The 26,108-nt window shown below is 53.2% G+C and carries 21 protein-coding genes, 4 tRNA genes and 3 rRNA genes; 10 read left to right on the top strand and 18 right to left on the bottom strand.

Going from position 1 to position 26,108, the window contains the following annotated elements; all coding sequences use genetic code 11:
• Nucleotides 1-11 precede the first annotated feature (11 nt).
• The 6 genes from ACN9MQ_RS04125 to dnaQ all read right to left on the bottom strand — a co-directional run bounded on the left by ACN9MQ_RS04125 (nt 12) and on the right by dnaQ (nt 5,665).
• On the bottom strand, nt 12-1,526 hold the full coding sequence (locus tag ACN9MQ_RS04125; protein ID WP_025205116.1) for an ABC transporter substrate-binding protein: 1,515 nt from the start codon (nt 1,524-1,526) through the stop codon (nt 12-14).
• A 2-nt stretch (nt 1,527-1,528) separates the two neighbouring features.
• Nucleotides 1,529-2,611, bottom strand: a complete 1,083-nt coding sequence (locus tag ACN9MQ_RS04120; RefSeq protein ID WP_426021422.1) for an ABC transporter ATP-binding protein — start codon at nt 2,609-2,611, stop codon at nt 1,529-1,531.
• The gene (locus ACN9MQ_RS04115) at nt 2,608-3,621 is read right to left on the bottom strand and encodes an ABC transporter ATP-binding protein (RefSeq protein WP_014168747.1); all 1,014 of its coding nucleotides are present in this window, start codon (nt 3,619-3,621) and stop codon (nt 2,608-2,610) included. The genes ACN9MQ_RS04120 and ACN9MQ_RS04115 overlap by 4 nt, the downstream gene beginning before the upstream one ends.
• Nucleotides 3,618-4,337 carry a FadR/GntR family transcriptional regulator gene (locus tag ACN9MQ_RS04110; RefSeq protein WP_014168746.1) on the bottom strand — a complete coding sequence of 240 codons (720 nt, stop codon included), beginning with the start codon at nt 4,335-4,337 and terminating at the stop codon, nt 3,618-3,620. Before ACN9MQ_RS04110 ends, ACN9MQ_RS04115 begins: the two co-directional genes overlap by 4 nt.
• A 387-nt stretch (nt 4,338-4,724) precedes the next feature.
• Nucleotides 4,725-4,801, bottom strand: a tRNA-Asp gene (locus ACN9MQ_RS04105).
• A 132-nt stretch (nt 4,802-4,933) separates the two neighbouring features.
• A complete protein-coding gene (gene dnaQ / locus ACN9MQ_RS04100) occupies nt 4,934-5,665 on the bottom strand; it encodes a DNA polymerase III subunit epsilon (RefSeq protein WP_032669568.1) in 732 nt (243 codons plus the stop codon).
• 64 nt (nt 5,666-5,729) lie between these two features.
• Between dnaQ and rnhA the strand changes: the two genes are divergently transcribed.
• Complete coding sequence (gene rnhA, locus ACN9MQ_RS04095; RefSeq protein WP_079231385.1) at nt 5,730-6,197, top strand: ribonuclease HI; 468 nt, start codon at nt 5,730-5,732, stop codon at nt 6,195-6,197.
• Here rnhA and ACN9MQ_RS04090 read toward each other — a convergent pair whose 3' ends face one another.
• Nucleotides 6,198-6,914, bottom strand: a complete 717-nt coding sequence (locus tag ACN9MQ_RS04090) for a class I SAM-dependent methyltransferase (RefSeq protein ID WP_020882800.1) — start codon at nt 6,912-6,914, stop codon at nt 6,198-6,200.
• A gap of 32 nt (nt 6,915-6,946) precedes the next feature.
• Between ACN9MQ_RS04090 and gloB the strand changes: the two genes are divergently transcribed.
• Both gloB and mltD read left to right on the top strand, forming a co-directional pair.
• Complete coding sequence (gene gloB / locus ACN9MQ_RS04085) at nt 6,947-7,705, top strand: hydroxyacylglutathione hydrolase (RefSeq protein WP_020882801.1); 759 nt, start codon at nt 6,947-6,949, stop codon at nt 7,703-7,705.
• 68 nt (nt 7,706-7,773) lie between these two features.
• Nucleotides 7,774-9,138 (top strand): murein transglycosylase D, encoded by a 1,365-nt coding sequence (gene mltD, locus ACN9MQ_RS04080; RefSeq protein ID WP_426021423.1) that lies wholly within the window; start codon nt 7,774-7,776, stop codon nt 9,136-9,138.
• Between the two features lie 52 nt (nt 9,139-9,190).
• Here mltD and ACN9MQ_RS04075 read toward each other — a convergent pair whose 3' ends face one another.
• The 3 genes from ACN9MQ_RS04075 to ACN9MQ_RS04065 all read right to left on the bottom strand — a co-directional run bounded on the left by ACN9MQ_RS04075 (nt 9,191) and on the right by ACN9MQ_RS04065 (nt 12,151).
• Nucleotides 9,191-9,964: a class I SAM-dependent methyltransferase gene (locus tag ACN9MQ_RS04075; protein ID WP_121340311.1), complete on the bottom strand. Its 774-nt coding sequence runs from the start codon at nt 9,962-9,964 to the stop codon at nt 9,191-9,193.
• 74 nt (nt 9,965-10,038) lie between these two features.
• Nucleotides 10,039-10,839: an endonuclease/exonuclease/phosphatase family protein gene (locus ACN9MQ_RS04070; protein ID WP_025205128.1), complete on the bottom strand. Its 801-nt coding sequence runs from the start codon at nt 10,837-10,839 to the stop codon at nt 10,039-10,041.
• Between the two features lie 136 nt (nt 10,840-10,975).
• Nucleotides 10,976-12,151: an MFS transporter gene (locus ACN9MQ_RS04065; RefSeq protein ID WP_426021424.1), complete on the bottom strand. Its 1,176-nt coding sequence runs from the start codon at nt 12,149-12,151 to the stop codon at nt 10,976-10,978.
• 104 nt (nt 12,152-12,255) lie between these two features.
• On the opposite strand from ACN9MQ_RS04065, the gene yafC reads away from it, so the two are divergent.
• On the top strand, nt 12,256-13,161 hold the full coding sequence (yafC, locus tag ACN9MQ_RS04060; protein ID WP_014168734.1) for a DNA-binding transcriptional regulator YafC: 906 nt from the start codon (nt 12,256-12,258) through the stop codon (nt 13,159-13,161).
• 31 nt (nt 13,162-13,192) lie between these two features.
• On the opposite strand, the gene dkgB is transcribed toward yafC, so the two are convergent.
• From dkgB to gmhB, 8 genes are all read right to left on the bottom strand, one after another.
• Nucleotides 13,193-13,996 (bottom strand): 2,5-didehydrogluconate reductase DkgB, encoded by an 804-nt coding sequence (gene dkgB, locus ACN9MQ_RS04055; protein WP_426021425.1) that lies wholly within the window; start codon nt 13,994-13,996, stop codon nt 13,193-13,195.
• 162 nt (nt 13,997-14,158) lie between these two features.
• A tRNA-Asp gene (locus ACN9MQ_RS04050) sits at nt 14,159-14,235 on the bottom strand.
• A 55-nt stretch (nt 14,236-14,290) separates the two neighbouring features.
• Nucleotides 14,291-14,406, bottom strand: a 5S ribosomal RNA gene (rrf, locus tag ACN9MQ_RS04045).
• Between the two features lie 63 nt (nt 14,407-14,469).
• Nucleotides 14,470-17,376: ribosomal RNA gene (locus tag ACN9MQ_RS04040) — 23S ribosomal RNA — on the bottom strand.
• A 180-nt stretch (nt 17,377-17,556) separates the two neighbouring features.
• Nucleotides 17,557-17,632, bottom strand: a tRNA-Ala gene (locus tag ACN9MQ_RS04035).
• 38 nt (nt 17,633-17,670) lie between these two features.
• A tRNA-Ile gene (locus tag ACN9MQ_RS04030) sits at nt 17,671-17,747 on the bottom strand.
• Nucleotides 17,748-17,817: 70 nt separating this feature from the next.
• Nucleotides 17,818-19,357: ribosomal RNA gene (locus tag ACN9MQ_RS04025) — 16S ribosomal RNA — on the bottom strand.
• The 16S, 23S and 5S rRNA genes sit together here with 3 tRNA genes alongside, the layout of an rRNA operon.
• 370 nt (nt 19,358-19,727) lie before the next feature.
• Nucleotides 19,728-20,294 (bottom strand): D-glycero-beta-D-manno-heptose 1,7-bisphosphate 7-phosphatase, encoded by a 567-nt coding sequence (gene gmhB, locus ACN9MQ_RS04020; RefSeq protein ID WP_014168732.1) that lies wholly within the window; start codon nt 20,292-20,294, stop codon nt 19,728-19,730.
• Nucleotides 20,295-20,482: 188 nt separating this feature from the next.
• Here gmhB and metN point away from each other — a divergent pair, with 188 nt between their 5' ends.
• The 6 genes from metN (at nt 20,483) to proS (ending at nt 26,059) form a co-directional block, all read left to right on the top strand.
• A complete protein-coding gene (gene metN, locus ACN9MQ_RS04015) occupies nt 20,483-21,514 on the top strand; it encodes a methionine ABC transporter ATP-binding protein MetN (RefSeq protein WP_014168731.1) in 1,032 nt (343 codons plus the stop codon).
• Nucleotides 21,507-22,160, top strand: a complete 654-nt coding sequence (locus tag ACN9MQ_RS04010; RefSeq protein WP_014168730.1) for a methionine ABC transporter permease MetI — start codon at nt 21,507-21,509, stop codon at nt 22,158-22,160. Before metN ends, ACN9MQ_RS04010 begins: the two co-directional genes overlap by 8 nt.
• A gap of 40 nt (nt 22,161-22,200) precedes the next feature.
• A complete protein-coding gene (gene metQ, locus ACN9MQ_RS04005; protein ID WP_014168729.1) occupies nt 22,201-23,016 on the top strand; it encodes a methionine ABC transporter substrate-binding lipoprotein MetQ in 816 nt (271 codons plus the stop codon).
• A 106-nt stretch (nt 23,017-23,122) separates the two neighbouring features.
• Entirely contained in the window at nt 23,123-23,527 is a 405-nt protein-coding gene (gene rcsF, locus ACN9MQ_RS04000; protein ID WP_014168727.1) for an Rcs stress response system protein RcsF, read from the top strand.
• Nucleotides 23,524-24,228 (top strand): tRNA (N6-threonylcarbamoyladenosine(37)-N6)-methyltransferase TrmO, encoded by a 705-nt coding sequence (tsaA, locus tag ACN9MQ_RS03995; protein WP_426021211.1) that lies wholly within the window; start codon nt 23,524-23,526, stop codon nt 24,226-24,228. Before rcsF ends, tsaA begins: the two co-directional genes overlap by 4 nt.
• Before the next feature lie 112 nt (nt 24,229-24,340).
• A complete protein-coding gene (proS, locus tag ACN9MQ_RS03990) occupies nt 24,341-26,059 on the top strand; it encodes a proline--tRNA ligase (protein ID WP_138613300.1) in 1,719 nt (572 codons plus the stop codon).
• The last annotated feature ends 49 nt before the right edge of the window (nt 26,060-26,108 follow it).

The raw sequence follows: 26,108 nt of genomic DNA, 5'->3' as shown, positions 1-26,108 counted from the left end.
CCTCAGGCCAGTTATTTCGCCAGCGTCAGGCCAGCCAGACGCACAATGCCGTCCGGATACGGTTTAAAGCCCTGCACGCTCTTGTTCAGACCAAAAATACGCGGTTCAAAATAGAGGTAGGCAATGGGCATATCCGTCTGCAGCTGTTTCACCACCTTGTCGTACAGCGGCTGACGGACGGCTTTGTCGTTGCTCAGGCGCGCCTGCGTCAGCCATTCATCCACCTGCGCGTTACTGTAACGGCCGTCGTTAAGGGTGCCTTTGCTGTTAATGAAGCCGTAGATGCTGCCATCCGGATCCGGACGACCCGACCAACCAGAGAAGCTCAGCTGATAATCACCGCTTTGCTGGCGGTCGAGCAGCGTGGCGAACTCGGTCATTTGCAGGTTCAGGTTAAAGCCAGCCTCTGCGACCATCGCCTGCAGTACCTGACCGACCTGCTGTGAAGTTGGGTTGTTGGGCACCAGCAGATTGACGTTCAGCGGCGTAGTGATGCCTGCCGCTTTCAACAGCGCTTTGGCTTTGTCGACATCGCGTGGTGGCACCGGCAGGTTAACGTGATACGGACTTACGGTAGAAAACGCCTGGTTTGCCGGGGTGTACAGCCCCTCGAAGACCACCTGATTTAACGCATCGCGATCGATTGCCTGAGAAAATGCCTCACGCACGCGGGCATCCTTAAACGGATCGTTCGCCGGGACCTTGCCGTTATTGATATTGAAGGTAATGCCCTGATAACCCAGACCGGTCACCTTCGCCAGCGCCAGTTTGCTGTCGGCTTCTACGGTTTTCACGTCGCTGGCGGCAATGCCTTCCGTCAGATCAAGATCCCCTGCACGCAGGTTAGCCAGACGCACGGAGGCATCCGGGATCGGCAGATAAATAATTTTATCGAAGTGGTAAGCGCCTTTGTTCCAGTAGTTGTCAAAACGCGTCAGAACGATACGGTCCTGCGAGACGCGGCTGTCGAACTTATAGGGGCCAGAGCAGACCGGATGGGCGGCAAAGTCAGGCTTTTTCGCGGCGTCGGGTGCCATCATCGCCCCGGCGCGATCGGTAAGCTGCATCAGCAGTGCGGCATCAGGTGTTTTCAGATGCAGGGCAATCTGCATCGGGCCTGTCACCTCAACGGACTCAACGGACGAGATTTCACTTTTACGCAGCGAACCTTTTAACGTCAGCGCGCGGTCGAGGTTGTATTTTGCCGCGGCGGCGTCAAATTTTTCACCGTCATGGAAGGTCACACCTTCACGCAGATCCATGGTCAGCGTTTTGCCGTCGTCACTCCAGGCCCACGATTTCGCCAGGCCGGGAACCACTTTCAGATGCTCATCCACGTCCACCAGCCGGTCGCACAGAGACGCAAAGACGAAACGGCCATAATAGGTGCGCGCCAGATGCGGATCGAGCATGTCCGGATCCGCACCCAGACCAATTCGCAGTACGCTTTCAGAATGGGCGGGCAGCGCCGCGCCAAGCAACATAACACTTCCCAGTACGGTCAAAAGAGAATTACGCATTGTCATTATCATGAGTTCCTTGAAGGAAGGGAGGAGTGAGTGGCCGCGTGTTCAAACAGCGCGCGGCGGCGCAGAAAGGCTGCGGATGGCGGTGCTATGTGGATAACACTGCGATCGCGGTTAATCTCCTGCCAGCGATGGCAGGCAATCTGGCGTCCCCCGTCCAGCACCTGATTGATCGGCTCGACCTGGCGACATTCATCCGTGGCATACGGACAACGGGTATGGAAACGGCAGCCTGACGGCGGGCTGGCCGGGTTCGGTAAATCCCCCTGCAGCAGAGGTGCCACACGCGGCGCGCCTGGCTGCATCTGGGGGGCGGAGGCGATTAACGCCTGCGTATAGGGGTGTAGCGGGGCATCAAAGATTTCGTCGACGGTCGCAAGCTCAACAATTTGCCCGAGATACATCACCGCCACGCGGTCACTCATATGGCGAATCACCGCCAGGCCATGGGCAACAATCACCATTGTCAGCCCCAGCTGATGCTTCAGACTTTCCAGCAGGTTGACCACCTGCGCCTGAACCGAGACATCCAGCGCGGAGACCGGCTCGTCCCCCAGCAACAGCTTTGGACCGGAGGCCAGCGCACGCGCAATACCGATTCGCTGACGCTGCCCTCCGGAAAATTCGTGCGGATAACGTTGCGCCCAGGCCGCTGGCAGCCCTACGGTTTTAAGCAGCTCCGCCACCCGATATTGCCTGTCGGCTTTCTTCATCGACTGGTGTAGCCACAGCGGCTCACCGACGATCTGCTCGACCGTCATGCGCGGGTTTAACGATGCGAAAGGATCCTGAAAGATGATCTGCAGCTCCCGCCGCAGCTGGTTCAGACGTGCTCCCGAGGCGTGAGTGATCTCTTCACCCTGATAAAATACGCGTCCTTCGCTGGCCGCCAGCAGCCGCAGAAGAAGACGGCCCAGCGTCGATTTTCCGGATCCGGACTCGCCCACAATCGCCAGCGTTTCACCAGGCATGACGGAAAGGGAGACGCGATCGACCGCGGTGACAAAACGTGCTGGGGTAAACAGTTTTTTAGGGCCGGGAAAAAGCTTGCTCAGGTCCCGGGCTTCAAGAATGGGCGTCGTCATGCAATTTCTCCCAGCGCAATATGTTGTTCCAGCGGCACGCGGAAGCAGGCCACCTGATGGTCGGTCCCCATCGCCGTCAGCGACGGCTTTTCGTCATGACACCGCGTTTGCGCGAAGGGGCAGCGGGTAGCGAACCGGCACCCTTTGGGCATGGATTCCGGCAGCGGAACGGCTCCGGGAATAGTGGAAAGCGCGCCTTTACGTGCGCCGAGGGACGGAATCGAGCCCATCAGTCCTATGGTGTACGGGTGTTGCGGATCGGCAAAAATGGCCTCCACGCTCCCCTGCTCTACCACCTGTCCGGCATACATTACCGCCACCTGCTGCGCGACTTCCGCCACCACGCCCAGATCGTGGGTGATCATTAACACCGCCGTACCGGTCTCTTCTTTGAGGGTATTAAGCAGCGCGAGGATCTGCGCCTGAATGGTCACATCCAGCGCGGTTGTCGGCTCGTCGGCAATCAGCAAACGTGGATGGTTAATCAGCGCCATCGCAATCATCACGCGCTGACGCATCCCCCCGGAAAGCTGGTGCGGATACGCTTTCAGGCGCATTTCTGCTGCCGGGATCTGCACCTTCTCCAGAATCTGCAGCGCAACCTTCATCGCCTCTGCACGAGAAAGTTTCTGATGGCGCATCACCGCTTCACTGAGCTGGTCTCCCAGCGTGAAGGCAGGGTTGAGCGAGGTCATTGGCTCCTGGAAAATCATTGCCAGTTCGCTGCCGCGAAGATCGGCATATTCCCGCGGTGAAAGCTTTCGTAAGTCGTGACGACGGAACTGCATCTCGCCGCTGACGATCTGTGCGCTGGCGGGCAGTAAGCCCATCAGCGCTAATGAGGTGATACTTTTCCCGCAGCCGGATTCCCCCACCAGCGCCAGCGTTTCTCCCGCGTTGACCGTCAGTGAAATACCATCAAGCACGCTCACCGGAGAGCCGGCGAACGTTACGTTAAGATTTTGCAGCCGCAGTACAGGCGTGGGGTCCTTAAACGGGATCGTCGTCATAGCGTGAAGTCGTCCTCAAGGTGAATAGCCTGAATCAGGGCTGACTGCAGGCTAAGCAGGTGTTCGCGCATGGCGGCCGCTGCTTCATTAGGCTGGCGATGGATAATCGCAGACATGATTTTTTGATGGTGGTCGTTGTAGTGATCAACCCGCTCGGGTGTACGGGCTAATTCGCGCAAATGCTGCCAGCCCGGTTCACGTCTGACGGCATCAATGGCATCAAACAGGCCAAGCATCAGGCGATTACCGGCAGCCTCGGCAATGGCGCGGTGAAATGCGCTATCCCAGAGTTCGTTGAGATCGCGGTCGTCCGGGCTGACCTTATCAATGCGTTCCAGCATGCGCTGCATAAGCGCGAGGTTTTCCCTGGTGGCACGCAGTGCCGCAAGCCGGGCTAAGCCGGGTTCGAGCTGTAGACGAGCTTCCATGACTTCCAGAAGGTTGGTTTGCTGAACCAATCCCTGAAGGGCCAGAGGTTCAACAGGTGCAGACGGGCCTATAAAGGTCCCTTTGCCCTGTTTACGCCAGATCCGCCCCTCCTCTTCCAGCACGTCCAGCGCACGACGTACTTCACGTCGTCCTACGCCGAGAGTCTCCGACAGCTCACGTTCAGTGGGCAGCGGAGTGCCTGGTGTTGACTCATGCTGGTTGATCAGTCCGCGCAGCTGCTCAAGCGCGGTGCTGGAATTGGCCAGAAACCGTGACGGTTTTTCCATATTGGTTCGCTCGCTATCATCATTACTTTATTTTTATTAACGATAAGTTATTGATATGACGTGCTACTTACCGTGCTAATGATTAAGCAATAAACGAACCAATAAAGCATTGGTTCATGAACTTTCTGAAGGGATGGAGATAAGCGAATGATTTTCTGTGAATTATTTTTTACAAAATTACACATCTGCTCCGCTGCCATAATGACAATCGGTGGCAAAATGCACAAATACGGTGCAAATTGTGCACTATCATTGATCAAATGTTAATTAATTGCACCACAGATATTAACTTTTTGTTAATAAAGACAGGGGGGGCGGATAAAGAAGATTTGCAGACGCAGAAACGACGAAGGCCTGAATCATTTCTGATTCAGGCCTTCTGAATAGTGGCGGAACGGACGGGACTCGAACCCGCGACCCCCTGCGTGACAGGCAGGTATTCTAACCGACTGAACTACCGCTCCACTGTTCCCGCTGGGGGAACGAGGCGCATATTACGGTTTGCCTCCGGACTCGTCAACGCTTTTTCTCACGTTTTGAATCGTTTGCTGCAAAATTCACCCAAACGATGATTTTACAGGCATTCCGGCCCTTTTTCAGGCCCGCCACATACAGCTTCCGCCTTTCTTCTGCACTAAATCAAGACGGGATTCATGGTTAAGTAACTCGTCATCATTGGCTAAAACCACCCGCAAACGACTGGCCTGGCGAACAACGCGTTGAATCCCCGCTTCCCCCTGCGTCTGCTGCGATTCATTTTCCATGCTGAACTTCATGGACGTCTGACCACCGGTCATCGCCAGGTAGACATCCGCCAGGATCTGGGCATCGAGCAATGCGCCGTGCAGCGTTCGCTTGGTGTTATCTATTTCATAGCGAGAACAGAGCGCATCCAGGCTGTTACGCTTGCCAGGAAACATTTTCCTCGCCAGCGCCAGGCTATCGGTCACCTTACAGAACGTGTTCGTTTTCGGAATATCACGATGGAGCTTACTGAACTCATAGTCCATAAAGCCGATATCGAACGACGCGTTGTGAATGATAAGCTCGGCGCCTTTGATATATTCCAGAAACTCATCTGCCACTTCCGCGAAGGTCGGTTTATCCAGCAAGAACTCATCGGCGATACCGTGCACGCCGAACGCTTCTGGGTCCACCAGTCGGTCGGGTTTGAGGTAGACATGGAAGTTGTTCCCCGTAAGACGACGGTTCACCACTTCAACGGCACCGATCTCGATGATCTTGTGCCCTTCGTAGTGCGCGCCGATCTGGTTCATACCGGTGGTTTCGGTATCGAGGACAATCTGGCGAGTAATTGCAGTGCTCATAGCGGTCATTTATGTCAGACTTATCGTTTAACTGAACGTTTCAAATACAGGAAGTCTACCAGAGATGCGTAAACAGGTAGAAATTTTCACCGATGGATCTTGCCTCGGCAACCCAGGGCCTGGCGGTTATGGCGCGATTATGCGCTATCGCGAGCATGAAAAAACTTTTAGCGAAGGCTATTTTCTGACCACCAACAACCGCATGGAGTTGATGGCCGCCATTGTGGCGCTGGAAGCGCTAAAAGAACACTGCGATGTGGTGTTGAGCACTGACAGTCAGTACGTACGCCAGGGGATCACCCAGTGGATCCACAACTGGAAAAAACGCGGCTGGAAGACGGCAGACAAAAAGCCGGTCAAAAACGTCGATCTCTGGAAACGTCTTGATGCTGCGCTGGGCCAGCACGAGATTAAATGGGAATGGGTTAAAGGTCACGCAGGCCACCCCGAAAACGAACGTTGTGACGAACTGGCACGGACAGCGGCATCCAACCCCGCTCATGAAGACACAGGCTATCAGCCCGAATCCTGATCAGGGTTTTCTGTACTGCCGCGTGGCGCCCACGGTCTGGCGAATGGGCGATTTCGATTTACTCTGCTTCATCGGATTAAGCGTAAGGGGGATGGTCCGCTTACGCGCGACAATAAATTGCATGCAGCCTAATGCCGGCAGATGGGTGCTCAGAACAACGCCCCCCTGCCGCGCCCAGGGAAGTACCTGAAAACCGCCCGAGCAGAGCACCTCAAAATTCAGCAGTGAAAGCCAGTCAAGCTGGCGCATCATCGTGAACATCCTGCTGTTATACGGCGGTGTCCGGCGAAGCACCGGAACCAGCTTGCGCAGCCCCATCAGACTCAGCGGATTGAACCCGCTGAGTATCAGCCAGCCATCATCAATCAGGACGCGATCGGCCTCGCGCAGCAGGCGATGAGGATCGCTGCACCAGGGCAACGTGTGTGCCAGCAGGCAGGCATCAACGGACTTTTCCGCAAACGGCAGATGCAAAGGATCCGCTTTCACCTGAACCGGTGATGCGCCAAGAGAGACATTAACCTGATGTGAGATAGCGCAGCTTTCGGTATTGATTTCCGCGCTGAGATTGCCAATCTTAAGCAAGTGAAAACCATACATTTTCGCGAGCCAGGGTTTAAGCTGCTGTTCCAGGTTCTCGCGATAGTATTCACCCCAGGGCAATTCGGCCCAACGTTCAGGTGCCGGGACAATCTGAGGTATCCTTGCCGGTTTCATCAACACACCCACCACGCTATAAGAGGTAATTTATGAATCTTATCAGTATTCCCGCCTTTCAGGACAATTACATCTGGGTTTTAGTCGATGACGAGCGTCGGTGCGTCATTGTCGATCCTGGAGAATCGGCTCCCGTATCAGATGCGATAAAAGAGAACGGCTGGCAACCAGAGGCCATCCTTCTGACCCATCATCATAACGATCATACCGGCGGTGTTGCTGACCTTCGTGCCCAATTCCCGCATCTGGTGGTTTACGGACCGGCAGAGACACAAGATAAGGGAGCAACGCAGGTAGTCGAAGAAGGTGAAAATATCCTCATACGCGAGTGGGAGTTTTCTGTATTTGCTACACCAGGTCACACTTTGGGACATCTTTGCTTCTACAGCAAACCTTATCTTTTTTGCGGCGACACGCTGTTCTCCGGCGGCTGTGGAAGACTTTTTGAGGGCACCCCAGCCCAGATGTACCAGTCATTACAGAAGATTAGCGCATTACCTGACGATACCCTTATTTGTTGCGCACATGAGTATACATTAGGAAATATGAAGTTTGCGGCGAGCATCTTGCCAGAGGATCGGGCGATTCAAGATTATTATCACAAAGTGAAGGAGTTACGTGCAAAAAACCAAAAAACACTCCCCGTAATTCTGAAAAATGAGCGTAAAACTAATTTATTTTTACGAACAGATGATATTGATTTAATTGATGAAATTAACAAAGAAACAAATTTGTCACAACCAGAACAGCGATTTGCATGGTTAAGGTCAAAGAAAGATAACTTCAGATAATTGCGGGTTGCCTTTTCAAAATTTCGCCGTTATCATCGCTCGTCTTTTAAGCAACTATTGACACACACATGAAGGCAAAAGCGATATTACTCGCCTCTGTCCTGCTTGTAGGTTGCCAGTCGCAGAACGGCAGCAACGTACAACAGCACGCACAGAGCCTTTCTGCAGCTGGTCAAGGGGAAGCAGGGAAGTTTACAAGTTCAGCGCGATGGATGGACGATGGGACGTCTTTCGCACAGGATGAAGACTTGTGGACCTCTATTGGCGACGAGCTAAAGATGGGAATTCCGGAAAACAACCGGATTCGCGAACAGAAGCAAAAGTATTTAAGAAATAAGAGCTATCTCCACGATGTAACTTTACGGGCAGAGCCGTATATGTACTGGATAGCCGGGCAAGTTAAGAAACGTAACATGCCGATGGAGCTGGTACTCCTACCCATAGTGGAGAGCGCTTTTGACCCACACGCGACGTCTGGCGCCAATGCCGCAGGCATTTGGCAGATCATTCCGAGCACCGGGCGAAACTATGGTTTGAAACAGACCCGCAACTATGATGCGCGTCGTGATGTTGTCGCTTCAACGACAGCCGCTCTCGACATGATGGAACGTCTTAATAAGATGTTCGACGGCGACTGGCTGTTAACGGTCGCAGCGTATAACAGTGGCGAAGGTCGTGTACTGAAGGCAATGAAAGCGAATAAAGCACGGGGTAAATCCACCGATTTTTGGTCGCTCTCACTGCCACAGGAAACGAAGATTTACGTACCGAAAATGCTGGCATTGAGCGATATTCTCAAGAACAGCAAGCGTTACGGTGTACAACTGCCAACACCAGACGAAAGTCGTGCACTGGCGCGTGTTCGCCTCAGCAATCCGGTTGATATTCAACAGGTTGCTGATATGACGGGTATGTCGGTAAGTAAACTGAAAACCTTTAATGCTGGCGTTAAAGGCTCAACGCTGGGGGCCAGTGGTCCGCAGTATGTAATGGTTCCGCAGAAACATGCTGAGCATTTACGTGAGTCTTTAGCATCGGGTGAAATTGCCGCTGTTCAGTCAACGCTGATCGCGGATGCATCATCCGTGAACAGCCGCAGCTATAAGGTTCGGTCAGGTGATACACTTTCGGGCATTGCCTCACGTCTTGGCGTGACGGCAAACGATCTGCAGCAGTGGAATAATCTGCGCAGCTCAGGCCTGAAAGTGGGTCAGACTCTGACGGTGGGTGCAGGTAACAGTGCACAGCGTCTCGCCAGCAACAGCGATAGCATTACCTATCGTGTGCGTAAAGGTGATTCACTGTCCAGTATCGCAAAACGACACGGCGTAAATATCAAGGATGTGATGCGCTGGAACAATGATACTGACAATCTGAAACCAGGCGACCAGCTGACGTTGTTTGTGAAAAACAGCGCCACGCCAGACTCCTGATGACACGACCTAACGATAAAAAGGCACCGATTCCCCTCGGTGCCTTTTTTCTTTACGCTGCTTTTTGCGCTTCAGCCATGATGGTATCGCTGGTAAATGATCCATCATCCTGCAATTCAAAGTACGCCTTCACTTCCGCCGACGCGCTATCCTGATACAATCGAATGGCCTGGCTTAACGCTTCCGGCGTGCGCATACGGGCAATCCACGAGCTGAACTCCAGCGGCAAGCGGTCCGTTATCAATGCACGTGTGATCAGCCCCGCTTCAGTAATCAGCGCTAACCACTCCCCGCTGGAGTAGTTTTGCACATGCGAGGTGTCGCGCAGCGCTTCAACCGTTTGCAGCCAGATATTACGCACCGGATGTCCCGGCGACATCACATCCATAATGATAAAGACCCCGCCCGGCTTCAGAACGCGTTTAACTTCACGTAATGCCTGGCCGACATCATGCCAGTGATGGGCAGAATAACGGCTGATAACAACTTCAAATGAGGCATCTTCAAAGGGTAAGGATTCGGCATAGCCCTGACGCGTTGCGATGTTGTTCAGCCCTTTGGCTTGTGCGGCCTCTGCAACCACCTCCAGCATCTGACTGGATAAATCATAGGCCGTGACCTGCGCCACCTGCTGTGCTGCCGTGAAGCTGGCATGCCCGGCGCCACAGCCTAAGTCCAGAACGTGCGCGTGCGGCACTGCCGCCAGGCGTTCACCGAGACGGACCAGATCACGGCCAGACGCGTGCACGGCACTGCTCAGATAAGCATTTGCCTGGGAGCCAAACTGTTTTTCTACGTTGTCATGATGGGAGTGTGTTGTTGTCATCGTACTGTCCTTTTGTTGTTAAAAATAAAGGGCAGCACCCGAATGGCCTGCCCCACGGCAGACCTGACATACCATTATTTATCAGGTTTGCCGGGACTGAATTCAACGAGTAGAGGATTGTGATCGGAGGCACGCGTCACCAGAACAGAGGCGTCGTGAACGTTCAGACCACGATAGAAGACAAAATCGAGAGGACGGCCAAACGCTTTCTTGCGCTGGTCATCGCTAAAACGAACTTCACGCAGCGACATTTCGCGTGCAAAGCGATACAGCGCATTCATGCGCGGACGGCTCCAGGCATTAAAATCCCCGGCCATAATGATGGGCCCGCTGTGATGGGCGATCTGGTCACCGATCGGAAGTAACTGCTTACTATACACATCCACGCCCAGGCTGAAGTTGACCGCGTGGATATTCACAACCATCAGCATGCGCGTGTCCGGCAGCGGGTAGACCGTTACCAGCGCCGATTTCGCCAGACGCAGAATCGGCTCGCGCTCGCGCAGCGGGCAGCAATAGACCGGATGAGCCGAAGAGAGAGTCATCACGCCAGAAGGATGTTGCGGCAAGACAAACGCGGGAACCTGGTCAGCAGCGAGGTAGTGAGTCGTAGCAAACCTTACCAGCTCGGGGGTGGTTTGCGCCTCCTGCAACAGCACCAGATGGGCGTCTTTCCCAAAATTCTTGAGTACCGATAACCACTCAGCGCGCTGTTGTTTAAAGATGTTCCACACCAGCACCCGGATTTTTTCATCGCTGCTTAAGGGTGTCCCGGCAGGTAATGCCTGACTTATGCTCGCAAACGACCCCGGAGGCAAGATCCTCTCCGCGGGCATTCCGGCAACATAACGCATGGCATAGGTATTTTTTCGCACTTTTGGAAACGGCCTCTGTAACATGAACCAGCCCGGAAAACGGACTGGTTCTAATGTTATAGGGACTTTAGGTTACACTTTCAACGCAATTTCAGATAAACCGCTTTCCAGTTTTGTAAGCAAGCACTTACTGATGTTATCCCAGCACTACACGAGCGGGTTTATCAAGGCGCCCACTCAGGCTAATCAGCAGGAAAGCGACCAGAACAATCACCGCACCAATCCATGGCGTTTGGGTTAATCCGAAATGTTCAACGGTTTGCCCACCAATGATAGAACCCAGCGCAATCCCAATATTGAACGCGGCAATATTCAGGCCCGATGCGACATCTACCGCGTTGGGTGTATAAAGTTCGGCTTTTTGTACCACGTAAACCTGCAGGCCTGGCACATTACCAAAGGCGAAGATCCCCATCACCAGTACCGTTATCAGCGCGGCGTATTGCATCGATGCCGTGAACTGGAAAATCATCAGCAGAACAACCAGTGCTGCGAAGATAAACTTCAGGGCCGGCACTGCACCATGTTTGTCCGCAAGCTTCCCTCCCCAGATATTACCGATGGCGACGGAGATACCATACCCCAGCAAAATCCAGCTCACTGCACTGGGTGAGAAGCCTGCCAGGTCCTGCATCATCGGAGCCAGGAAGGTGAAAGCCGTGAATACACCCCCATAGCCGAGCGCTGTGACGGCGTAGATGATCAGCAAACGCGGATGCGTGAGTACCTTGAGCTGATCGCTCAGGCTGGCACTCGCACGTCCTGCAATAGTCGACGGTACCAATAGCAGGCTGGCAACCAGGGCAATCACCCCCAGTAAAGAGACGGCAAGGAAGGTTTCGCGCCAGCCAAAGTGCTGGCCGATAAACGTTCCTAACGGTACACCGGTGACAAGGGCGACGGTCAGACCACCGAACATAATCGCGATGGCGGATGCTGCTTTCTCTTTTGGTACCAGGCTGGTTGCAATAGTTGAACCAATGGAGAAGAACACACCGTGAGCGAGACCGGTCAGCAGCCGGGCAATCACCAGCGTGGTGTAGTCCGGCGCCTGCCAGGCCAGAACATTGCCAGCGGTGAATAACACCATCAGCGTAACCAACAGCGGCTTACGCGGGAAACGTCCCGTCAACGCGGTCAGGACGGGGGCGCCGATGGCAACCCCGAGCGCATAGATAGAAACCAACAGGCCGGCAGAAGGCAGCGAGATTGAAAGCTGGTTAGCTATCGTAGGCACCAGTCCTACGATAACAAATTCGGTCGTGCCAATTGCAAAGGCACTGATCGTCAGGGCAAGTAGCGCCAGTGGCATAAATAACTCCATATCATCAGGATTAAGATGACAGGCAGTATGCGCCAGTGCTTAAATAACAAAAATGGTCAAAATATCAATAGAATTTTGCAGGTGGTGCAACAATGAAAGCAACGTCGGAAGAGCTGACAATTTTTGTCGCCGTCGTCGAAAGCGGCAGTTTTAGCCGTGCGGCCGAGCAGTTGGGGCAGGCTAATTCAGCCATCAGCCGCTCGGTGAAAAAACTGGAGATGAAGCTCGGCGTCAGTCTTCTCAACCGAACGACGCGTCAGCTGAGCCTGACGGAGGAAGGCGAGCGTTACTTCCGCCGTGTGCAGTCCGTCCTGCAGGAGATGGCGGCGGCAGAAACAGAGATTATGGAAACCCGTAGCACGCCACGCGGATTGCTGCGCATTGATGCGGCAACACCGGTTGTTCTTCATTTTCTGATGCCGCTGATCAAGCCTTTCCGCGAACGCTATCCGGAGATGACGCTCTCGTTAGTTTCCTCAGAGACGTTTATCAATCTCATCGAGCGGAAAGTGGATGTGGCGATCCGGGCCGGCACACTGACCGACTCGAGCTTGCGGGCCCGCCCTCTTTTTGCCAGCTACCGCAAGATAGTCGCATCACCGCAATACATCGCAGAGCATGGCAAACCAGAGACGGTTGAAGAACTGAAGCAGCACCTGTGCCTGGGCTTCACGGAGCCCGTATCGCTGAACACCTGGCCTGTGGCCTGTCATGATGGTCAACTGCATGAAATCACCAGTGGGTTATCGTCCAACAGTGGAGAAACGCTGAAGCAGCTTTGCCTCGAAGGGAATGGGATCGCCTGTTTGTCGGACTATATGATTGATAAAGAAATTGCACGCGGTGAGCTTGTAGAGCTGATGGCAGATAAACGTCTGCCTGTGGAGATGCCTTTTAGTGCAGTTTATTACAGTGACAGAGCGGTAAGTACGCGCATACGCGCCTTTATCGATTTCCTGAGCGAACATATAAAAACAGCTCCCGGGGGAGCTGTGTGAGGGTTTCAGGTTACAGAGGAAAGGGTCAATATTAATCCCAGTCAGGTGCCAGACCTTCAGGGCTGACCAGACGATCGTTGCATTCCAGGGCAGCGATCGCTTTTTTGTCTTCGGCGTCCAGCTGGAGATCCCTCACTAACAGGTTACTGGCCAGGTTTTCACGTCGGGTTGAAGAGGGGATCACGGCGTAACCTTCACCCATCGCCCATGCCAGAATCACCTGTGCAGCCGTTGCGCTATGTTTCTCTGCGATACGATTAATCACGTCATCTTTCAGTGCTTTACCGTAGGCCAGGGTCATATATGAGGTGATGTGGATGCCGTGCTGTTTTGCCCAGTCCACGACTTTGCGGTTTTGCAGGTAGGGAGAGAGTTCAATCTGATTGGTTGCAATGTTTTCAGCCCCCACGGCGGCAATGGCTTTTTCCATCAGCGGGATGGTGAAATTAGAAATACCTATTTCACGCGTTAAGCCCTGCTCTTTCGCTTCACGCAATGCCTGCATGAACTCCTCGACTGACACGGCATCGTTCGGTGATGGCCAGTGGATCAACGTCAGATCCACATAGTCGGTACGCAGTTTTTCCAGGCTCTCTTTCAGGCTGGGGATCAATTTATCTTTGCTGAGGTTTTCAGTCCAGATTTTGGTCGTGATGAAAAGCTCGCTGCGCGCTACGCCGCTCTCTTCGATAGCCTGACCAACGGCAGCTTCGTTATCGTAAATCTGCGCCGTATCAATTGCGCGATAGCCAAGTTCAAGTGCAGTTTTAACAGATGCGATAACAACGTCGTCTTTCAGGCGGAAAGTGCCCAGACCCAGTGCAGGGATAGTCATGTAATCCTCGTTATTCATAATGATTGTTAACTGAGGAGGATTATCGCTGCTGCCGTTATGCAGAAAAAGAGCGTTTAACGCAGAGGATTTTTGCTGATTTGGCAATAATGATAAGACAGATATGAAAAAAGCCCTGAGCGTTAACTCAGGGCTTTTAATAAGTGGCGGAACGGACGGGACTCGAACCCGCGACCCCCTGCGTGACAGGCAGGTATTCTAACCGACTGAACTACCGCTCCACCGAAGACTGCTGTAACCACCGGATTTATGCACCGGCTTACTACGTAATTTGATGCCTGGCAGTTCCCTACTCTCACATGGGGAGACCCCACACTACCATCGGCGCTACGGCGTTTCACTTCTGAGTTCGGCATGGGGTCAGGTGGGACCACCGCGCTAAAGCCGCCAGGCAAATTCTGTAATCTGTATCAGCTGAAAATCGTCTCTCATCGCCAAAACATCTTCGGCGTTGTAAGGTTAAGCCTCACGGTTCATTAGTATCGGTTAGCTCAACGCATCGCTGCGCTTACACACCCGACCTATCAACGTCGTAGTCTTCAACGTTCCTTCAGGAGACTTAAAGTCTCAGGGAGAACTCATCTCGGGGCAAGTTTCGTGCTTAGATGCTTTCAGCACTTATCTCTTCCGCATTTAGCTACCGGGCAGTGCCATTGGCATGACAACCCGAACACCAGTGATGCGTCCACTCCGGTCCTCTCGTACTAGGAGCAGCCCCCCTCAATTCTCCAGCGCCCACGGCAGATAGGGACCGAACTGTCTCACGACGTTCTAAACCCAGCTCGCGTACCACTTTAAATGGCGAACAGCCATACCCTTGGGACCTACTTCAGCCCCAGGATGTGATGAGCCGACATCGAGGTGCCAAACACCGCCGTCGATATGAACTCTTGGGCGGTATCAGCCTGTTATCCCCGGAGTACCTTTTATCCGTTGAGCGATGGCCCTTCCATTCAGAACCACCGGATCACTATGACCTGCTTTCGCACCTGCTCGAGCCGTCACTCTCGCAGTCAAGCTAGCTTATGCCATTGCACTAACCTCCTGATGTCCGACCAGGATTAGCTAACCTTCGTGCTCCTCCGTTACTCTTTGGGAGGAGACCGCCCCAGTCAAACTACCCACCAGACACTGTCCGCAACCCGGATCACGGGTCTACGTTAGAACACCAGCCATTAAAGGGTGGTATTTCAAGGTTGGCTCCACGCAGACTGGCGTCCACGCTTCAAAGCCTCCCACCTATCCTACACATCAAGGACCAGTGTTCAGTGTCAAGCTATAGTAAAGGTTCACGGGGTCTTTCCGTCTTGCCGCGGGTACACTGCATCTTCACAGCGAGTTCAATTTCACTGAGTCTCGGGTGGAGACAGCCTGGCCATCATTACGCCATTCGTGCAGGTCGGAACTTACCCGACAAGGAATTTCGCTACCTTAGGACCGTTATAGTTACGGCCGCCGTTTACCGGGGCTTCGATCAAGAGCTTCGCGTTGCCGCTAACCCCATCAATTAACCTTCCGGCACCGGGCAGGCGTCACACCGTATACGTCCACTTTCGTGTTTGCACAGTGCTGTGTTTTTAATAAACAGTTGCAGCCAGCTGGTATCTTCGACTGATTTCAGCTCCACCCGCAGGGGCTTCACCTACATATCAGCGTGCCTTCTCCCGAAGTTACGGCACCATTTTGCCTAGTTCCTTCACCCGAGTTCTCTCAAGCGCCTTGGTATTCTCTACCTGACCACCTGTGTCGGTTTGGGGTACGATTTGATGTTACCTGATGCTTAGAGGCTTTTCCTGGAAGCAGGGCATTTGTTACTTCAGCACCGTAGTGCCTCGTCATCACACCTCAGCGTTAACAAGGAACCGGATTTACCTGGAACCTCCGCCTACATGCTTAAACCGGGACAACCGTCGCCCGGCTAACATAGCCTTCTCCGTCCCCCCTTCGCAGTAACACCAAGTACAGGAATATTAACCTGTTTCCCATCGACTACGCCTTTCGGCCTCGCCTTAGGGGTCGACTCACCCTGCCCCGATTAACGTTGGACAGGAACCCTTGGTCTTCCGGCGAGCGGGCTTTTCACCCGCTTTATCGTTACTTATGTCAGCATTCGCACTTCTGATACCTCCAGCACCCCTCACAGGACACCTTCAACGGCTTACAGAACGCTCCCCTACCCAACAACGCATAAGCGTCGCTGCCGCAGCTTCGGTGCATGGTTTAGCCCCGTTACATCTTCCGCGCAGGCCGACTCGACCAGTGAGCTATTACGCTTTCTTTAAATGATGGCTGCTTCTAAGCCAACATCCTGGCTGTCTGTGCCTTCCCACATCGTTTCCCACTTAACCATGACTTTGGGACCTTAGCTGGCGGTCTGGGTTGTTTCCCTCTTCACGACGGACGTTAGCACCCGCCGTGTGTCTCCCGTGATAACATTCTTCGGTATTCGTAGTTTGCATCGGGTTGGTAAGCCGGGATGGCCCCCTAGCCGAAACAGTGCTCTACCCCCGAAGATGAATTCACGAGGCGCTACCTAAATAGCTTTCGGGGAGAACCAGCTATCTCCCGGTTTGATTGGCCTTTCACCCCCAGCCACAAGTCATCCGCTAATTTTTCAACATTAGTCGGTTCGGTCCTCCAGTTAGTGTTACCCAACCTTCAACCTGCCCATGGCTAGATCACCGGGTTTCGGGTCTATACCCTGCAACTTAACGCCCAGTTAAGACTCGGTTTCCCTTCGGCTCCCCTATACGGTTAACCTTGCTACAGAATATAAGTCGCTGACCCATTATACAAAAGGTACGCAGTCACCCCATAAAAGAGGCTCCCACTGCTTGTACGTACACGGTTTCAGGTTCTTTTTCACTCCCCTCGCCGGGGTTCTTTTCGCCTTTCCCTCACGGTACTGGTTCACTATCGGTCAGTCAGGAGTATTTAGCCTTGGAGGATGGTCCCCCCATATTCAGACAGGATACCACGTGTCCCGCCCTACTCTTCGAGTTCACAGCCTGTGTGCTTTCGTGTACGGGACTTTCACCCTGTACCGTGCGACTTTCCAGACGCTTCCACTAACACACAAGCTGATTCAGACTCTGGGCTGCTCCCCGTTCGCTCGCCGCTACTGGGGGAATCTCGGTTGATTTCTTTTCCTCGGGGTACTTAGATGTTTCAGTTCCCCCGGTTCGCCTCGTTAACCTATGTATTCAGTTAACGATAGTGTGTCGGAACACACTGGGTTTCCCCATTCGGACATCGCCGGGTCAAAGGTTCATATCACCTCGCCGGCGCTTTTCGCAGATTAGCACGTCCTTCATCGCCTCTGACTGCCAGGGCATCCACCGTGTACGCTTAGTCGCTTAACCTCACAACCCGAAGATGTTTCTTTCGATTCATCACCGGCTTGCGAAAATTTGAGAGACTCGAACACACATAACATGTGTGTCGTTTCAATTTTCAGCTTGATCCAGATTTTTAAAGAGCAAAACTTCGCAGTGCACCTTTTCAGGTTCACTCTGAAGTTTTCTTGTTTTCGCAGTAAAAGATGGTGGAGCTATGCGGGATCGAACCGCAGACCTCCTGCGTGCAAAGCAGGCGCTCTCCCAGCTGAGCTATAGCCCCATCGTATGACCAACCTCTTCAAATCTGCATGACAGATTTGGTAGGCCTGAGTGGACTTGAACCACCGACCTCACCCTTATCAGGGGTGCGCTCTAACCACCTGAGCTACAAGCCTGTAGAGGTTTTTTACTGCTGTTTTTCATCAGACAATCTGTGTGAGCACTACAAAGGCAGGTTCTTTAAGGTAAGGAGGTGATCCAACCGCAGGTTCCCCTACGGTTACCTTGTTACGACTTCACCCCAGTCATGAATCACAAAGTGGTAAGCGCCCTCCCGAAGGTTAAGCTACCTACTTCTTTTGCAACCCACTCCCATGGTGTGACGGGCGGTGTGTACAAGGCCCGGGAACGTATTCACCGTAGCATTCTGATCTACGATTACTAGCGATTCCGACTTCATGGAGTCGAGTTGCAGACTCCAATCCGGACTACGACGCACTTTATGAGGTCCGCTTGCTCTCGCGAGTTCGCTTCTCTTTGTATGCGCCATTGTAGCACGTGTGTAGCCCTACTCGTAAGGGCCATGATGACTTGACGTCATCCCCACCTTCCTCCAGTTTATCACTGGCAGTCTCCTTTGAGTTCCCGGCCGGACCGCTGGCAACAAAGGATAAGGGTTGCGCTCGTTGCGGGACTTAACCCAACATTTCACAACACGAGCTGACGACAGCCATGCAGCACCTGTCTCAGAGTTCCCGAAGGCACCAAAGCATCTCTGCTAAGTTCTCTGGATGTCAAGAGTAGGTAAGGTTCTTCGCGTTGCATCGAATTAAACCACATGCTCCACCGCTTGTGCGGGCCCCCGTCAATTCATTTGAGTTTTAACCTTGCGGCCGTACTCCCCAGGCGGTCGACTTAACGCGTTAGCTCCGGAAGCCACGCCTCAAGGGCACAACCTCCAAGTCGACATCGTTTACGGCGTGGACTACCAGGGTATCTAATCCTGTTTGCTCCCCACGCTTTCGCACCTGAGCGTCAGTCTTTGTCCAGGGGGCCGCCTTCGCCACCGGTATTCCTCCAGATCTCTACGCATTTCACCGCTACACCTGGAATTCTACCCCCCTCTACAAGACTCTAGCCTGCCAGTTTCGAATGCAGTTCCCAGGTTGAGCCCGGGGATTTCACATCCGACTTGACAGACCGCCTGCGTGCGCTTTACGCCCAGTAATTCCGATTAACGCTTGCACCCTCCGTATTACCGCGGCTGCTGGCACGGAGTTAGCCGGTGCTTCTTCTGCGGGTAACGTCAATTGCTGCGGTTATTAACCACAACACCTTCCTCCCCGCTGAAAGTACTTTACAACCCGAAGGCCTTCTTCATACACGCGGCATGGCTGCATCAGGCTTGCGCCCATTGTGCAATATTCCCCACTGCTGCCTCCCGTAGGAGTCTGGACCGTGTCTCAGTTCCAGTGTGGCTGGTCATCCTCTCAGACCAGCTAGGGATCGTCGCCTAGGTGAGCCGTTACCCCACCTACTAGCTAATCCCATCTGGGCACATCTGATGGCAAGAGGCCCGAAGGTCCCCCTCTTTGGTCTTACGACGTTATGCGGTATTAGCTACCGTTTCCAGTAGTTATCCCCCTCCATCAGGCAGTTTCCCAGACATTACTCACCCGTCCGCCACTCGTCACCCGAGAGCAAGCTCTCTGTGCTACCGTTCGACTTGCATGTGTTAGGCCTGCCGCCAGCGTTCAATCTGAGCCATGATCAAACTCTTCAATTTAAGTTTGATGCTCGTGAATTAAACTTCGTAATGAATTACGTATGTTCACTCAGAGACTTGGTATTCATTTTTCGTCCGAGGACGTTAAGAATCCATGTCACTTTGAGTGCCCACACAGATTGTCTGATAAATTGTTAAAGAGCAGTTGCGACGCGGCTTGCAGCTCACCGTCGCGAGGTGGCGTATATTACGCTTTCCTCTTTCAGAGTCAACCCTGAAATTCAGGATTTTTTCTCTTCAACCGACCGGGTTAACTGTGAAGTGATTCACATCCGCCGTGTCGATGGAGGCGCATTATAGGGTGCCGCCGAGGAATGACAAGCGGAAATATGCATTTTTATTTCGACCGCTCACCTTTTCACCAAAAAGGCTATTTTTGGTGCTTTTTAATCTCTTTTGGCAGCTCTGCCAGGCTATTAATCACCCAATCCGCGGCACTCTCTGCTTCAGGCGTCACAGGTTTGCCGGTGCGCACAAGTATTTTAGTCCCCACACCTGCGGCGGTTGCTGCCTGCATATCTTCCAGTTTATCGCCCACCATATAAGAAGCAGCCATATCGATATGCAGGAATTCCTGCGCAGAGATAAACATTCCCGGATGCGGCTTGCGGCAATCACACGTCTGACGAAATTCTTCTACAGTTCCCTGCGGGTGGTGCGGGCAATAGTAAATGCCATCAAGTTCGACACCGCGGTCAGCCAGCGACCAGTCCATCCATTCCGTCAGCGTCTCGAATTGCGCCTCGGTGAATTTTCCACGTGCGATACCGGACTGGTTGGTCACGACCACCAGCGCATAGCCCATCTCTTTCAGCTGGCGCATGGCATCGATAACGCCCTCGATAAACTCGAACTCATCAATCTCGTGGACATAACCGTGATCCACATTAATAGTGCCATCACGATCGAGAAAAATTGCGGGTACTGATTTTGCCACCGGTTTGCTCCTGAAAAAGGCATGTACAGCTAGTATCTCATGAATCGCAGCGCAATAAAGTGCTCATCGTACAGAGTTGGATTGATTTAGACGTCTGGATGCCTTAACATCCGTTTTGTTTACGGTCATCACCCGTATCTGGCAGAAGAAAATGCCACGGCTAACTTACATACGATAAAAATAATCTAATGATTAAACTTTCCAATATCACCAAAGTGTTCCAGCAGGGGAACCGAACCATTCAGGCGCTGAACAATGTCAGCCTGCATGTTCCTGCTGGTCAAATTTATGGCGTCATTGGCGCATCGGGTGCAGGTAAAAGTACGCTGATCCGTTGTGTTAACCTGCTTGAGCGCCCAACCCAGGGTCGTGTAGAAGTAGGCGGGCAGGAACTGACCGCCCTTTCAGAGAAAGAACTGACGAAAGCACGCCGCCAGATTGGCATGATCTTCCAGCACTTTAACCTGCTGGCCTCCCGTACGGTGTTTGGCAACGTTGCCTTGCCGCTGGAACTGGACAACACGCCAAAAGAAGAAGTTAAGCGTCGCGTAACCGAACTGCTGGATCTCGTTGGTCTGGGTGATAAACACGATAGCTACCCGGCCAACCTGTCCGGTGGACAAAAACAGCGTGTGGCCATTGCCCGCGCGCTGGCAAGTAACCCGAAAGTGCTGCTGTGCGATGAAGCCACCAGCGCATTAGATCCCGCCACTACGCGTTCCATTCTGGAGTTGCTGAAGGACATCAACCGTCGCCTCGGCCTGACCATTCTCCTTATTACACATGAAATGGACGTCGTGAAACGCATCTGTGATTGCGTCGCGGTGATCAGCAACGGTGAGTTGATTGAGCAAGACACGGTCAGCGAAGTGTTTTCCCATCCGAAAACCCCGCTGGCACAACAGTTTATTCAGTCCACGCTGCACCTGGATATTCCGGAAGATTATCTGGAGCGTTTAAAAACAGAATCGACCGCGGACAGCGTCCCGATGCTGCGTATGGAGTTCACTGGCCAGTCCGTCGATGCACCACTGCTGTCCGAAACCGCGCGCCGCTTTAATGTGAATAACAACATCATCAGCGCGCAAATGGATTACGCCGGTGGCGTGAAGTTCGGCATCATGCTGACGGAAATGCACGGCACACAAGCAGAAACCCAGGCGGCAATTGCCTGGCTGCAAGAACATCACGTAAAAGTAGAGGTACTGGGTTATGTCTGAGCCGATGATGTGGCTGCTGGTTCGCGGCGTTTGGGAAACGCTGGCAATGACCTTTGTATCAGGCTTTTTTGGTTTTGTGATTGGTCTGCCGGTCGGCGTGCTGTTGTATGTGACGCGCCCAGGACAAATCATTGAGAACGCGAAGCTGTATCGCACCCTGTCTGCGCTGGTGAATATCTTCCGTTCTATCCCGTTCATTATTCTGCTGGTATGGATGATTCCATTTACCCGTGTGATCGTGGGAACGTCTATCGGTTTGCAGGCAGCCATCGTTCCGCTGACCGTAGGAGCTGCGCCGTTTATCGCCCGTATGGTGGAAAACGCCCTGCTGGAAATTCCGACCGGTTTGATCGAGGCTTCCCGCGCGATGGGGGCAACGCCAATGCAGATCGTGCGTAAAGTCCTGCTACCTGAAGCGCTGCCAGGGCTGGTTAACGCGGCAACCATTACGTTGATTACTCTGGTGGGTTATTCCGCGATGGGCGGTGCCGTTGGCGCTGGCGGTTTAGGCCAGATTGGCTACCAGTACGGCTATATTGGTTATAACGCTACCGTAATGAATACCGTTCTGGTATTGCTGGTTGTGCTGGTTTACTTAATCCAGTTCTCTGGCGATCGCATCGTCCGGACTGTTACTCACAAATAACGTTACACACAACACAAACTCGACGAGTTAAGGATATAACATGGCGTTTAAATTAAAGACCTTTGCAGCGGTAGGCGCGCTGATCGGCTCTCTGGCACTGGTGGGTTGCGGTCAGGACGAAAAAGATCCAAACCACATCAAAGTGGGCGTTATCGTGGGTGCAGAACAGCAGGTTGCTGAAGTCGCGCAGAAAGTCGCGAAAGAGAAGTATGGTCTGGACGTTGAGCTGGTGACCTTTAACGATTACGTTCTGCCGAACGAAGCGCTGAGCAAAGGCGATATCGACGCCAATGCCTTCCAGCACAAACCTTACCTGGATCAGCAGATCAAGGACCGCGGCTATAAACTGGTGGGTGTGGGTAACACCTTTGTTTACCCTATTGCCGGTTACTCCAAGAAAATTAAATCTCTGGACGAACTGCAGCCAGGCTCTCAGGTTGCCGTCCCTAACGACCCAACCAACCTTGGCCGTTCCCTGCTGCTGCTGCAGAAAGTGGGCCTGATTAAACTGAAAGACGGTGTTGGCCTGCTGCCAACCGTTCTGGATGTCACCGAGAACCCGAAAAATCTGAAAATTGTTGAGCTGGAAGCCCCACAGCTGCCACGTTCTCTCGACGACGCGCAGATTGCCCTGGCCGTTATCAACACCACGTACGCCAGCCAGATTGGCCTGACGCCAGCAAAAGACGGTATCTTCGTTGAAGACAAAGACTCCCCGTATGTAAACCTGATCGTGACTCGCGAAGACAACAAAGATGCGGAAAACGTGAAGAAGTTCGTACAGGCTTATCAGTCTGACGAAGTTTACCAGGAAGCCAACAAAGTGTTTAACGGCGGCGCTGTTAAGGGCTGGTAATCTCACCTCAGTGTAATATCATCAAGACGGGCTTATGCCCGTCTTGTCATTTGTGCAGTCAACTGATTCAATATCTGACGTTTTGATTATCCATTGAGGAATTATTATGCGTGCTTTACCGATCTGTCTTTTAGCACTCATGCTGAGCGGCTGTTCTATGCTAAGCAGATCTCCTGTTGAACCTGTCCAAAGCACGGCAACCCCGCCAAAAGCAGAACCCGTAAAACCGAAAGCGCCTCGCCCTGCGCCGGTTCGCATTATTACCAAAGCTGACGAACTCGTGGGTAAACCTTTCCGTGAACTGGGTGAAGTAAGCGGCGAATCCTGTCAGGCTACCAATCAGGACTCTCCACCGAATATCCCAACAGCGCGTAAACGCATGCAGATCAACGCGGCAAAAATGAAAGCCAACGCGGTTCTGCTGCATAGCTGCGAAGTGACCAGTGGAACACCGGGTTGCTACCGTCAGGCGGTTTGCATCGGCTCGGCGCTGAACATTACGGCGAAATGAGTTCATTTCAGTTCGAACAGATAGGCGTTATTCGCTCTCCCTATAAAGAGAAGTTCGCCGTGCCACGCCAGCCAGGTCTGGTCACCAGCGGTGGCGAGCTTCACTTGATCGCGCCCTACAATCAGGCCGATGCCGTACGCGGGCTCGAAGCATTCAGCCACTTATGGATTGTGTTTGTGTTTCACCAGACGATGGAAGGTGGCTGGCGTCCGACCGTACGCCCTCCTCGCCTGGGAGGCAACGCCAGGATGGGCGTGTTTGCGACGCGCTCAACCTTCCGTCCAAACCCTATCGGGATGTCGCTGGTCGAACTGAAAGGTATACGCTGTCAGAAGGATCAGGTCATACTGGAGTTAGGCAGCCTTGACCTGGTTGATGGCACGCCGGTTATCGATATCAAGCCGTATCTCCCCTTTGCCGAAGCGTTACCCGACGCCCGCGCAAGCTATGCACAGGAAGCACCGCAGGCAGATATGCCTGTTCACTTCACGGCTGAGATAACCACGCAGCTTCAGCAGCTGGAAACACGCTATCCCCGCCTTCGTGACTTTATCACCGAAGTGCTGGCTCAGGACCCCCGTCCGGCCTATCGTAAAGAAGAGGACGCCGGGAAAACCTACGCCGTCTGGCTGCTGGATTTTAACGTTCGCTGGCGCGTGACCGGGGCAGGTTTTGAAGTGTTTGCCCTTGAACCCAGGTAATTTTGTCCTCCTCTCTTTTGGCATCTTTGCCACACTGGTAAACTAAACCACTTTTTTTGTCTCAGGCTGGTGTTTCAGCCTGTTCCAATCGTCGAAATGGAACCGTAACAACATGCGTACTAGCCAATATCTGCTCTCCACTCTGAAGGAGACGCCTGCCGACGCCGAAGTGATCAGCCATCAGCTGATGCTGCGCGCCGGGATGATCCGCAAGCTGGCCTCCGGGTTATATACCTGGCTGCCGACCGGCGTGCGCGTCCTGAAAAAAGTCGAAAACATCGTGCGTGAAGAGATGAACAACGCCGGTGCTATCGAGGTGTCCATGCCTGTGGTTCAGCCCGCTGACCTGTGGCAGGAGAGCGGCCGTTGGGAGCAATATGGCCCTGAGCTGCTGCGTTTCGTTGATCGTGGCGAGCGTCCATTCGTCCTCGGCCCAACGCATGAAGAAGTCATTACCGACCTGATTCGTAATGAGCTGAGCTCTTACAAACAGCTGCCGCTGAACTTCTTCCAGATCCAGACCAAGTTCCGTGATGAAGTTCGCCCACGCTTCGGCGTCATGCGCTCACGCGAATTCCTGATGAAAGATGCTTACTCTTTCCATACGTCTCAGGAATCGCTGCAAGAGACCTACGACAAAATGTACGAGGCTTACAGCAAAATCTTCTCCCGTATGGGTCTGGATTTCCGTGCTGTGCAGGCTGATACCGGTTCTATCGGCGGAAGCGCGTCTCATGAGTTCCAGGTTCTGGCTCAGAGCGGTGAAGACGATGTGATCTTCTCTGACTCTTCTGATTACGCTGCGAACATCGAGTTTGCAGAAGCGCTGGCCCCTAAAGCGCCACGTGCTGCTGCAACCGAAGAGATGACGCTGGTTGATACACCTCACGCAAAAACCATTGCCGAGCTGGTTGAGCAGTTCAACCTGCCCGTCGAAAAAACGGTAAAAACCCTGCTGGTGAAATCCACCGAAGGTAGCGCGTACCCGCTGGTTGCCCTGCTGGTGCGTGGCGATCACGAACTAAATGAAGTGAAAGCTGAGAAGCTGCCTCAGGTTGCCAGCCCACTGATGTTCGCAACGGAAGCGGAAATCCGTGCCGTCGTGAACGCAGGTCCTGGTTCCCTGGGCCCGGTGAATATGCCGGTTCCGGTGGTTATTGACCGTACGGTAGCCGCAATGAGCGACTTCGCCGCTGGCGCTAACATCGACGGTAAACATTACTTCGGCATCAACTGGGATCGCGATGTCGCGACGCCGGAAGTGGCTGATATCCGTAACGTGGTGGCAGGCGATCCAAGCCCGGACGGCCAGGGCACCCTGATGATCAAACGCGGTATCGAAGTGGGCCACATCTTCCAGCTGGGGGATAAATATTCCCGCGCACTGAATGCCGCCGTTCAGGGGGAAGATGGCCGCAACCAGATCCTGACCATGGGTTGCTACGGTATCGGTGTGACGCGTGTGGTTGCAGCAGCCATTGAACAGAACTACGACGAACGTGGCATCGTCTGGCCAGACAATATCGCCCCGTTCCAGGTGGCTATTCTGCCAATGAACATGCACAAGTCTTACCGTGTGCAGGAGCTGGCCGAAAAACTTTACTCCGAGCTGCGCGCTCAGGGTATCGAAGTGCTGATGGATGACCGTAAAGAGCGTCCAGGCGTGATGTTTGCCGATATGGAACTGATCGGTATCCCGCACACCGTAGTCATCGGCGACCGTAACCTCGACAGCGACGACATTGAATACAAATACCGTCGCAGTGGTGAAAAGCAGATGATCAAGACTGGCGACATTCTTGATTACCTGGTGAAAGCCATCAAAGGTTAACATTCAACAAAAAACCCCGCTCAGGCGGGGTTTTTTAATGGGTCGATAT

The sequence above is a fragment of the Enterobacter sp. R-25 genome (genome assembly GCF_049913205.1).
Taxonomy (GTDB): domain Bacteria; phylum Pseudomonadota; class Gammaproteobacteria; order Enterobacterales; family Enterobacteriaceae; genus Enterobacter; species Enterobacter ludwigii.
Note: the sequence above shows the minus strand (reverse complement) of the source record. Positions and strands in the feature narration are given on the sequence as shown.

Bases quoted from the DNA above. Each gene is read 5' to 3' on its own strand.
- ACN9MQ_RS04125 (WP_025205116.1), bottom strand. From the start codon at position 1,526: ATGACAATGCGTAATTCTCTTTTGACCGTACTGGGAAGTGTTATGTTG.
- ACN9MQ_RS04120 (WP_426021422.1), bottom strand. From the start codon at position 2,611: ATGACGACGCCCATTCTTGAAGCCCGGGACCTGAGCAAGCTTTTTCCC.
- ACN9MQ_RS04115 (WP_014168747.1), bottom strand. From the start codon at position 3,621: ATGACGACGATCCCGTTTAAGGACCCCACGCCTGTACTGCGGCTGCAA.
- ACN9MQ_RS04110 (WP_014168746.1), bottom strand. From the start codon at position 4,337: ATGGAAAAACCGTCACGGTTTCTGGCCAATTCCAGCACCGCGCTTGAG.
- dnaQ (WP_032669568.1), bottom strand. From the start codon at position 5,665: ATGAGCACTGCAATTACTCGCCAGATTGTCCTCGATACCGAAACCACC.
- rnhA (WP_079231385.1), top strand. From the start codon at position 5,730: ATGCGTAAACAGGTAGAAATTTTCACCGATGGATCTTGCCTCGGCAAC.
- ACN9MQ_RS04090 (WP_020882800.1), bottom strand. From the start codon at position 6,914: ATGAAACCGGCAAGGATACCTCAGATTGTCCCGGCACCTGAACGTTGG.
- gloB (WP_020882801.1), top strand. From the start codon at position 6,947: ATGAATCTTATCAGTATTCCCGCCTTTCAGGACAATTACATCTGGGTT.
- mltD (WP_426021423.1), top strand. From the start codon at position 7,774: ATGAAGGCAAAAGCGATATTACTCGCCTCTGTCCTGCTTGTAGGTTGC.
- ACN9MQ_RS04075 (WP_121340311.1), bottom strand. From the start codon at position 9,964: ATGACAACAACACACTCCCATCATGACAACGTAGAAAAACAGTTTGGC.
- ACN9MQ_RS04065 (WP_426021424.1), bottom strand. From the start codon at position 12,151: ATGCCACTGGCGCTACTTGCCCTGACGATCAGTGCCTTTGCAATTGGC.
- yafC (WP_014168734.1), top strand. From the start codon at position 12,256: ATGAAAGCAACGTCGGAAGAGCTGACAATTTTTGTCGCCGTCGTCGAA.
- dkgB (WP_426021425.1), bottom strand. From the start codon at position 13,996: ATGACTATCCCTGCACTGGGTCTGGGCACTTTCCGCCTGAAAGACGAC.
- metN (WP_014168731.1), top strand. From the start codon at position 20,483: ATGATTAAACTTTCCAATATCACCAAAGTGTTCCAGCAGGGGAACCGA.
- ACN9MQ_RS04010 (WP_014168730.1), top strand. From the start codon at position 21,507: ATGTCTGAGCCGATGATGTGGCTGCTGGTTCGCGGCGTTTGGGAAACG.
- metQ (WP_014168729.1), top strand. From the start codon at position 22,201: ATGGCGTTTAAATTAAAGACCTTTGCAGCGGTAGGCGCGCTGATCGGC.
- rcsF (WP_014168727.1), top strand. From the start codon at position 23,123: ATGCGTGCTTTACCGATCTGTCTTTTAGCACTCATGCTGAGCGGCTGT.
- tsaA (WP_426021211.1), top strand. From the start codon at position 23,524: ATGAGTTCATTTCAGTTCGAACAGATAGGCGTTATTCGCTCTCCCTAT.
- proS (WP_138613300.1), top strand. From the start codon at position 24,341: ATGCGTACTAGCCAATATCTGCTCTCCACTCTGAAGGAGACGCCTGCC.